Here is a 7,295-nt window from a genome sequence, read left to right as displayed (position 1 = left end):
AGCCCGACCTGATGACCTTCCTCCGCACCCTGTAGCCGAATAATATGTGCTGTTCGATTTCCGCAAAGATGCTGCCCTAGCCTCGCTGGCAAGCGAGCGGCACATATTTTTTACCACACCATACTCATGGCCGACGGACAATGTCCACTGTTCCTTCAACTCAAGGAGGCGCGGGCTTCCGTACTCGAGGATTACCTGCCGCCGAGTCGTTATTCCAATCACGGTCAGCGTGTGGTGAACGGGCAGCGTCTGCTGCAATCGGCCAGCGACATTTTTCTCGGATGGTCGAAGCTGCACCACACGGGCAATGACTTCTACGTGCGGCAATTGCGCGACATGAAGGGCGCGTTCGACTTCACCAGTTTCGACGTTGAAGATCTCGGCGAATATGCGGTTTCCTGCGCTCACGTGCTCGCCCATTCGATGGCGAAAGCGGGGGACCCCGCGTTGCTCAGCGGATACGTTGGAAAGTCGAGTGCATTCGACGAGGCCATCGAGCGATTCGGGCTCGCTTATGCGGAACAGAATGAGGCAGACTGGACGGTTTTGAAAGCAGCAGTCAAGGCAGGACGCATCCAGGTCATTCGTGATTGAGTTTGGAGCACCCCCATCGGTTTTTGCGCACTCGCAATTGCTGCTTCGCCTGGTATCAACGGCAAGAAAAGAAATACCGGCGGCGCAATTTGTGGCTTCTGATCCGAGTCCGGCGTCAGGTCAGCGCACGTTGCCGGCGCGAAGGTCACGACCGGCACATTGGCCGGCACGGTTACGGTGATGCTGCTGCCGCCCTTGGACGAGAGCAGAAGGTCGCGACCGCTGGTGTTTTCGACGACGGCATCACTCCTTATCTCGCAGCCGAAGCAGCCCCATCAGAACCTCATCGCGATAAGTCGCGAGTTCCTGCTGCGAGCGCGACTGGGCCTCCTCATGTACGCCTTTAATGATGGTCGCACGCACGTCCGGAGTGAGTTCTGGCGTTCCGAGCACATGCCACCAGGCCGTCAGTGGACCGGTGAACTGATCGAAGAAATGCTCGATACCGCCCTGACCGCCGCCGAGGTGATACAGAAGACTCGGCCCCATGATCCCCCAGCGCAAGCCCGGGCCCCACGAAACAGCGGCGTCGGCATCGCCAACGCGACTCTGTTTGTCACGCGCGGCGAGCGCGATGCCGTGGTTTATCTGCGCGACGGCGGACGTATCAGGATCCAGCCACCCGCTCTCGACGAGAGGAAAAACCTTCTCGGGGTCGGTGACGCGATCAGCGTTGGTGTCATCGACGGCATTGTCCGGCACAACATGCAATATGCGGACGCGGCCACGCACGCGCATGTTCTGGTGGAAGAGATAGCAAGGTCCGACGCGTGCAACGGCTTCTCCCTGAATGCGCTCAACAGCATGGTCGGCGTGCTCTACGAAGATGCCCGTAATGACAAGCTCACCGGACTTATGCGACGCGCCGCCTTCGAGTCCGAGATGGACGTTTCCAGGGTGGTTCAGCACACTGCTGGGCCATCGACTGCGATCGGTTCAAGAGCGTGAACGACACGCTCGGACATCACACCGGGGACCTCGTCCTGCAAGGCGTCGCTGACGCGATCAAGGGCAGTATCCGTGGATGGGACCTCGCGTGTCGGTGGGGTGGCGATGAGTTCGCCGTGCTTCTCCCCGGGACAAAGCCGGAAGACGGAAGGCGTGTTGCGGAGCGGATACGCATGGCTGCTGAGGGAATGCAGCTGCACGGAGTAACGCTGTCGACTGGCGTCGCAACAAGCACCAAGGGCGAATCGTTGGCAGCGGTCATCGTTCGAGCCGACTCGGCGATGTATGGCGCAAAGCGGGCCGGCCGCAACGCGGTCGTGATCGCCTGAAGCGGGTGTCTTGCGGCTGAAGCGACCACGCAACACCCGCATCGGAGACCGGATGCATGCCGAACCTTCAAGCCAGCCGCCGCGCGCGAACGTGGCGGCTGGCGAGGGTCGCTACTTCTTGACGGCTGGCTCTACGGAAATGGCGAGCGCTTCGGTGTACACCGCCTGCACCTGATCACCCTTTTTGATGTTGGCGAACTGCGCAGGATCTTCGACCTTCAGGTCTACCGTGTTGCCCTTGGGGCCTTTCAACGTGACGGTCCTGCTATTGGGGTTGACCGCGACGACGTCGGCGACGATCGTTACTTGCCGACCCACTGTGCCGCCAGGCTTACCACCCTCGGGTGCGCGCTCCATGATCGGCTGCTCTTCGGTTGAGGCTGTTGCGCCGACGTTTTTCTGGAGGCTCAGGGTGAGCGATTGCCGGTAAACGGCCGTGACGACGTCGCCCACCTTGAGCTGGTCGAAGTTGCGCGCCTCTTCCCCAACCTGCACTTCGACGATCTTGCCGTTCTGGGGTTTCAGCAGCACGGATCTCGTCGCGGGATCGATGTTCTGCACGGTCGCCGTCACCCGGGTGGTGCCCTTTATGGTGGCCTGGCCCGGCGCTTTCGTCACTTCCACGCTTTGTGGCTGTGCCCATGCGGCTGGCGGGATGGCCGCCAGGGCGGCAATGACCAGAAACTTCATGTTCTTCATAGAGCTCTCCTTTTGCAACGATGAAGCTTTTCTTCAGCCGGTCTGGACGTACGCGGAACACACTGTGTCGTGCACCGCTCCGAGAAACGCAGGAGCATCGACAGTTCCGGACCGACGGGATCCACGGCTCGCCCGCAGACTGATCTGATGCGCCTGAGATGGCGTCGGTATCGGGCTGGTGCCAGGCGCGCTCATTCGCTGTCTGATGCTGTATTCCTCCCTGTGAAGACCCGCGGGTGGGACCATAAACGCAAATGGGGCCGAACCGCACCGGGTCGCCTCCGGCCAGCGTTGCGTAGGCAAGCAACACCGGAATGCCGTCGGCCGCCACGGTCACGCCGGCAATGGCGTCGCGCGCCATCCAGTGCGGCCGGTAGGCGGGCAGACACTGGGCGAGGGAAAACACCGCGCGGGATCCGGCGACAGGCGCCTGGTTCCTGCTTTCGTTTTTGTTTTCGGGGCGTGGTGCGTCGGTCATTGTGGGTCTCGTTTCGTGGAGCCCGTTCAAGGTGGTCTCGGGGGCAGACATGACAGTACGGACGCGTCGACACTGACGATTGTGTATCGCTCATCCAGCGTAGCCCGTGCGAGGCACGGCGGACATCGGACTTTGGTCCTGGTCCATACAGCATCGACCTCCGTGGATGCCTAAACCGCAGCCGTCAGGGTTCGCTAACGTGTTGCAATGCGTTTGTGAATTGAAGCCCGCCTGATACCCTGGGTATTGATCAACCTAGACTCGCCTGGAGAGGAGAAGCTAATGAGCAATCGAGAAGATAACTCGTGGTTGTACCAAGCCGGCCAGCAAAACGAGCGCGATCAGCGGGACCTCTCTGCGACGATGGATGATGAACCCGTCCTGGACTCGGGCCTTCAGGGTGCGGTTCTCGCATTCTTTTTCGTCGGGGGGTGGTATCAGTGCAATAAGTGACGGTACGCAAAGCCAGTAACGACGCGGGGGGCAGGGGTCACGTAGTAAGCCATTGATTTTGTTGACGTTGCTGTTCGCTTTTTTGCGGCGTATCGTGAACGTCCCACCGACGGAGGCGCGCGATGCAGGGCTGGCAGACGACGTACCTGGGCATGCGGGAGCTGCCGCGCGAGCTCAGCACCTTCGAGTTGCAGGCCTTCTTTACCTTCAGCCCGGCCGAGCGCGAACTGATCGCGGCGCGGCGCGGCAACCGACTGAAGCTTGGCCTGGCGCTGCACATCGGCTTCCTGCGCATGAGCGGGCGTCTGCTCGACGCTTTTCGCGTCATCCCATCGGTGCTATGGCGCCACCTCAGCGGCGAGCTCGGCATCGACGCCCCGGAACTCGCAACGTTGCGCGCGATGTATGGAGCGAGCATCCAGCGCAGCGCCCTGGTGCGAGAACTGCGGGACGAGGTAGGCCGATGCGCTGACCGTGAACAGTTGCTCGTTCGTGCCCGACAATGGTTGTACGACCACCGGCTGCTGATCGTCCACGACCGGGCCATCCGCACTCTGATCGCCGCCGCGCTTTCGCAACTCGAGGCCGAGACCGGCGCAACGATTCGCGCGGTGGTTAAGCCGGGGACGCTTGATCGCTGGCGCCGCGCGATTGTTGAGCCTCGTGCTGATGGCCAGACGCAGCAGAGTTGGCTGTGGGCGACACCCGCCAGGCACTCAACACGGCAGATCAGCGAGGTGTTCGAACGCATCGAATTGCTCTACGGCCTGGAGGTTCATTAGCACCTGGGAGATCTTCCCGACCTCGTCCTGCGCCGCTACGCCCGACGGCTGGCCTCCAGACCACCGTCGGCAGGGGCCAGGATCAAAGAACCGGCACGTACGGTGGAGGTTGCCTGCTTCCTGCGCTACTGCCTGCTAACCGCTACCGACCAGTTGATCCTGATGCTGCCGCAGGCCAAACTCAACGCTGTGGCAAGACGATTGAACGAGCGTCCAAGAAAGACGCTGGACTACGAGACGCCCGCCGAACGATTCCAGCAAACTATTGCATCCACCGGTTGAATCCGCCTTCGAAAGCTGCCGCTGACGTCGCGATGGGTCGAGGGCTGAAGTGGGTCGCGTGCCGCCCCTCGACGTCAGGCAGCAGCCGGCCAGGTCCGGTCAGTCCGACTTCATGCGCGAATGACGGGTGCTTAGACCGAACCGGCCGGTCGTGTGCACTGCTGCAGCGCAGCTTAAAGATCCTGGCCAGTAATCTCGATGCGCTCTCCACTCGATGGAGGTATTTTGCGTTCCGCAACTCCCACTAACTTTTGCTTTCCCAACTGAAACGCGAGCAGCAACTGCTTCTGGCTGTCGTCTGCCGCTCCGAGGTATTCGCAAACAACCTCCGGTCTGAGTTCGAAGGCGCAGTATCCCCACCCGAAGCCATACGCGGAGAACCACAGCGCTGACCGGTTGTCGACGATTGGGGTTGTCAGTTTGATGTATGACGAATCCATGGCGTTCGCCCTCCAGACTGGTGGTTGCCGAACTGGATTGTCCCACAACGCGTCCTCGTGGCCGAGCGCTAGGCGACATCACGCCGCACTGATGACAGGCGGCTTCGGCTGGTTGTCGAAGGCTGCCCGGTCGCGATCAACGGCGGACCACACGGCCTGATCTATGTCGGTGACCGCACTTGCTTAGCAGGGAGCGTAACGTCGTCCGTGGGCTCAAATAGCATGGTAGCGTTTGGCTGTTGCTGCGGAAGGAACCATTGAGGTGCCGGGAACGTCGTCGTTCTATTGGCCCACACCCTGATGTGCTGCCGCTATGGCAGCATCACGCTCTTTTTTGGCTGCTGCCTTTTTCTCATCGAAAACTTTTTGTGCAGCGGCTACGTGCTTGTTATAGACACGATTGGCTGCGGCCACCTGTTGGTGCATCCTCACGATTTCGTCGGGATGCCCTGCAGCCGCCGGCGCACTGGTTGCGGAATTGTCTTGAGCCCAAACGGACGCGTTTGAAAGCACTGCAACGAAAATGGCCGAAGTGGTAACCACGAGAAATTTCATGATGAGCTCCCGGAGATATTGCGGATATGTCGCAGTCCAATCGTCGACGGATTTTTCCACCCTACTCGGCCAGGCGGGTGAGACCAATGGGACCAAAGTCCGATAGCGGCCCCGGAACTCCGTATTCCCACCGCGCTGGACCCCGGCTCCATTTGAAACCATATGCGCAGCGAGCGGCCGACAACGCTCACGTCAAAGGCGAGTGCGCAGCCCCTTTCGCGGCATGGTCCTTGCACGACTGTGCAAACGCCTGGTTTCGGAAAATTGAGGCGGGACTTGTCAGCCGGCGGACTGGCAGCGGGCTAACCTGCCATTAGCGACAGTTCAGAAGCCACAGACGTGGAATATCGGTGGCGGTGAAAGATGACGCAAAGGAGAAAAATCGGTGCCGGCAAGAACGATTAGCAAGGGCAAACACACCTACCATATTGAACCGATCCGACTGGCTGAAGGAGGGTATACATTTGAGATCGTCCATATTGACCATACTGGAGACGCGATCAAAGAAGTGCGGCACGAACCGGGAATCGCTTACGCGACAGAAGAGCCCGCCATGGACAATGGACTTCATGTGGCGGCAGAAATGGCTGAACAGCAGGACGACTGAACTCCGTAAGTTGTCGAGCTTGGCGGCGGGACACCCGCCCGCCACCCACGGATGGAACTCAGGAATGCTTCCCCTCACCCTTGAAGTGACCGGACCGTGCCGCTCGTTGAATACGATGTTCGGCTCGCCCGTATGCGTGGCCGCTCCACATCCGGTAACGGACGACCAGCGTGCGAGCTGCTATGGCCGACTGGGGTCGGCTACGGAAGTTCGACGCGGCCGACGATCACCGGAGGCCGCTCGATTTCCGGGATCGGCCAAGAGTTGCCGTTCGCGCAACACACAAAGTCGTCATTCCAACGGCCAGTTCACCTCGGAACCGGCCGGATGCCCGATGGAAGCAACTCTGCCTTATGGAAAGCTTCGCATAAGGCCGAACTCCGGTCTTCCCGTGCGAGTCGACCAACGGCCGTTGTAGCTTGCAAACCGCCGTAAAGGTCGTGCTCGGCGTCGGCACCGGCCCGTTGCCGGGCGGCGCGCGGCGTTCCGAAAATCGCGAGTCCCATGCACGGGCGCTTACCGAAGAGCGATCGTCCGTCGACGGTGCTCCCACGCTAGCACGCCACGGTTACAGTGACGTCGCACTGTAACCGAGCATGGACTGACGGCAGGTGGAAGCGCCGCAGTGACATGCATACCGGGGACCGGATGTCCTCGCTGATCTCGGCTTCAACTTCGAGGCCGTAGTCGATGAAGAGCTCCTCGCCGGGCTTGATGTCGGTGAGTGCGCGGATGAATACCCGATTGCCTGCCTCGATTGTCTCGCAGTTGGGAATACAGGCATGGTCCAGCGGGCGCTGTTGCCGCCGCGGCTGCCGTCGATCAAGCTGCGTCGGAACGACTGAACGCGAACGTATGACCGGCCCCGGACCGCTGACGGGCAGCGGCGCGCCGCCAGCTGGTCACTTCACCCCGTTGTACTCGATGAGCTCCTCCGGAATCATGTCGGCGGTGCGACGGAAAGATTCGCTGCAATCCATTCCGCCGCGCCGTTCAACAGAGCGGTCTCAGTTCATCAGGGGAGCCAGTGCCGATAGGACGCGGTCTTTCTGCGCCTCGTTGATCTTGCCGAACAAGTCGCGTTGAAAGCGCGGCTCCTTGACGCCGGAAACGATGTATTGCCAGCGA

General features: G+C 60.8%; 9 protein-coding genes and 1 pseudogene. 5 read left to right on the top strand and 5 right to left on the bottom strand.

Annotated features, from left to right (window positions below):
* The first annotated feature begins 126 nt into the window (after positions 1-126).
* The gene (locus F6X42_RS41095) at positions 127-594 is read left to right on the top strand and encodes a DUF2252 family protein (protein WP_246530516.1); all 468 of its coding nucleotides are present in this window, start codon (positions 127-129) and stop codon (positions 592-594) included.
* A 243-nt stretch (positions 595-837) separates the two neighbouring features.
* Here the strand turns inward: F6X42_RS41095 and F6X42_RS44985 are convergent, their stop codons facing one another.
* On the bottom strand, positions 838-1,503 hold the full coding sequence (locus F6X42_RS44985) for a carnitine 3-dehydrogenase (protein ID WP_246530515.1): 666 nt from the start codon (positions 1,501-1,503) through the stop codon (positions 838-840).
* An 11-nt stretch (positions 1,504-1,514) separates the two neighbouring features.
* Between F6X42_RS44985 and F6X42_RS41085 the strand changes: the two genes are divergently transcribed.
* Entirely contained in the window at positions 1,515-1,871 is a 357-nt protein-coding gene (locus F6X42_RS41085; RefSeq protein ID WP_312893020.1) for a GGDEF domain-containing protein, read from the top strand.
* A gap of 111 nt (positions 1,872-1,982) precedes the next feature.
* Here F6X42_RS41085 and F6X42_RS41080 read toward each other — a convergent pair whose 3' ends face one another.
* Complete coding sequence (locus F6X42_RS41080) at positions 1,983-2,570, bottom strand: hypothetical protein (protein WP_187639501.1); 588 nt, start codon at positions 2,568-2,570, stop codon at positions 1,983-1,985.
* Between the two features lie 1,053 nt (positions 2,571-3,623).
* Between F6X42_RS41080 and F6X42_RS41075 the strand changes: the two genes are divergently transcribed.
* Together F6X42_RS41075 and F6X42_RS46215 are read left to right on the top strand one after the other, a co-directional pair.
* Positions 3,624-4,283: a DUF4158 domain-containing protein gene (locus tag F6X42_RS41075; protein ID WP_376776522.1), complete on the top strand. Its 660-nt coding sequence runs from the start codon at positions 3,624-3,626 to the stop codon at positions 4,281-4,283.
* 102 nt (positions 4,284-4,385) lie between these two features.
* Complete coding sequence (locus F6X42_RS46215; RefSeq protein WP_376776523.1) at positions 4,386-4,565, top strand: hypothetical protein; 180 nt, start codon at positions 4,386-4,388, stop codon at positions 4,563-4,565.
* A 173-nt stretch (positions 4,566-4,738) separates the two neighbouring features.
* Here the strand turns inward: F6X42_RS46215 and F6X42_RS41070 are convergent, their stop codons facing one another.
* A complete protein-coding gene (locus tag F6X42_RS41070) occupies positions 4,739-5,005 on the bottom strand; it encodes a hypothetical protein (protein WP_187639500.1) in 267 nt (88 codons plus the stop codon).
* A 282-nt stretch (positions 5,006-5,287) separates the two neighbouring features.
* Entirely contained in the window at positions 5,288-5,560 is a 273-nt protein-coding gene (locus F6X42_RS41065; protein WP_187633341.1) for a hypothetical protein, read from the bottom strand.
* A 385-nt stretch (positions 5,561-5,945) separates the two neighbouring features.
* Between F6X42_RS41065 and F6X42_RS41060 the strand changes: the two genes are divergently transcribed.
* Positions 5,946-6,167 carry a hypothetical protein gene (locus tag F6X42_RS41060; RefSeq protein ID WP_187639499.1) on the top strand — a complete coding sequence of 74 codons (222 nt, stop codon included), beginning with the start codon at positions 5,946-5,948 and terminating at the stop codon, positions 6,165-6,167.
* A gap of 568 nt (positions 6,168-6,735) precedes the next feature.
* On the opposite strand, the pseudogene F6X42_RS41055 reads toward F6X42_RS41060, so the two are convergent.
* A pseudogene (locus tag F6X42_RS41055) lies at positions 6,736-7,111 on the bottom strand (SET domain-containing protein).
* Positions 7,112-7,295 lie beyond the last annotated feature (184 nt).

It is taken from the genome of Paraburkholderia podalyriae, from assembly GCF_014397785.1.
In the GTDB taxonomy this organism is placed as follows: Bacteria; Pseudomonadota; Gammaproteobacteria; order Burkholderiales; family Burkholderiaceae; genus Paraburkholderia; species Paraburkholderia podalyriae.
The sequence above is the reverse complement of the archived record's forward strand: the minus strand, read 5'-3'. Positions and strand labels throughout refer to the sequence as shown.

What these genes read in the sequence shown, in the direction of transcription:
- F6X42_RS41095 (WP_246530516.1), top strand. Translation starts at nt 127, where the DNA reads ATGGCCGACGGACAATGTCCACTGTTCCTTCAACTCAAGGAGGCGCGG.
- F6X42_RS41080 (WP_187639501.1), bottom strand. Translation starts at nt 2,570, where the DNA reads ATGAAGAACATGAAGTTTCTGGTCATTGCCGCCCTGGCGGCCATCCCG.
- F6X42_RS41075 (WP_376776522.1), top strand. Translation starts at nt 3,624, where the DNA reads ATGCAGGGCTGGCAGACGACGTACCTGGGCATGCGGGAGCTGCCGCGC.
- F6X42_RS41070 (WP_187639500.1), bottom strand. Translation starts at nt 5,005, where the DNA reads ATGGATTCGTCATACATCAAACTGACAACCCCAATCGTCGACAACCGG.
- F6X42_RS41065 (WP_187633341.1), bottom strand. Translation starts at nt 5,560, where the DNA reads ATGAAATTTCTCGTGGTTACCACTTCGGCCATTTTCGTTGCAGTGCTT.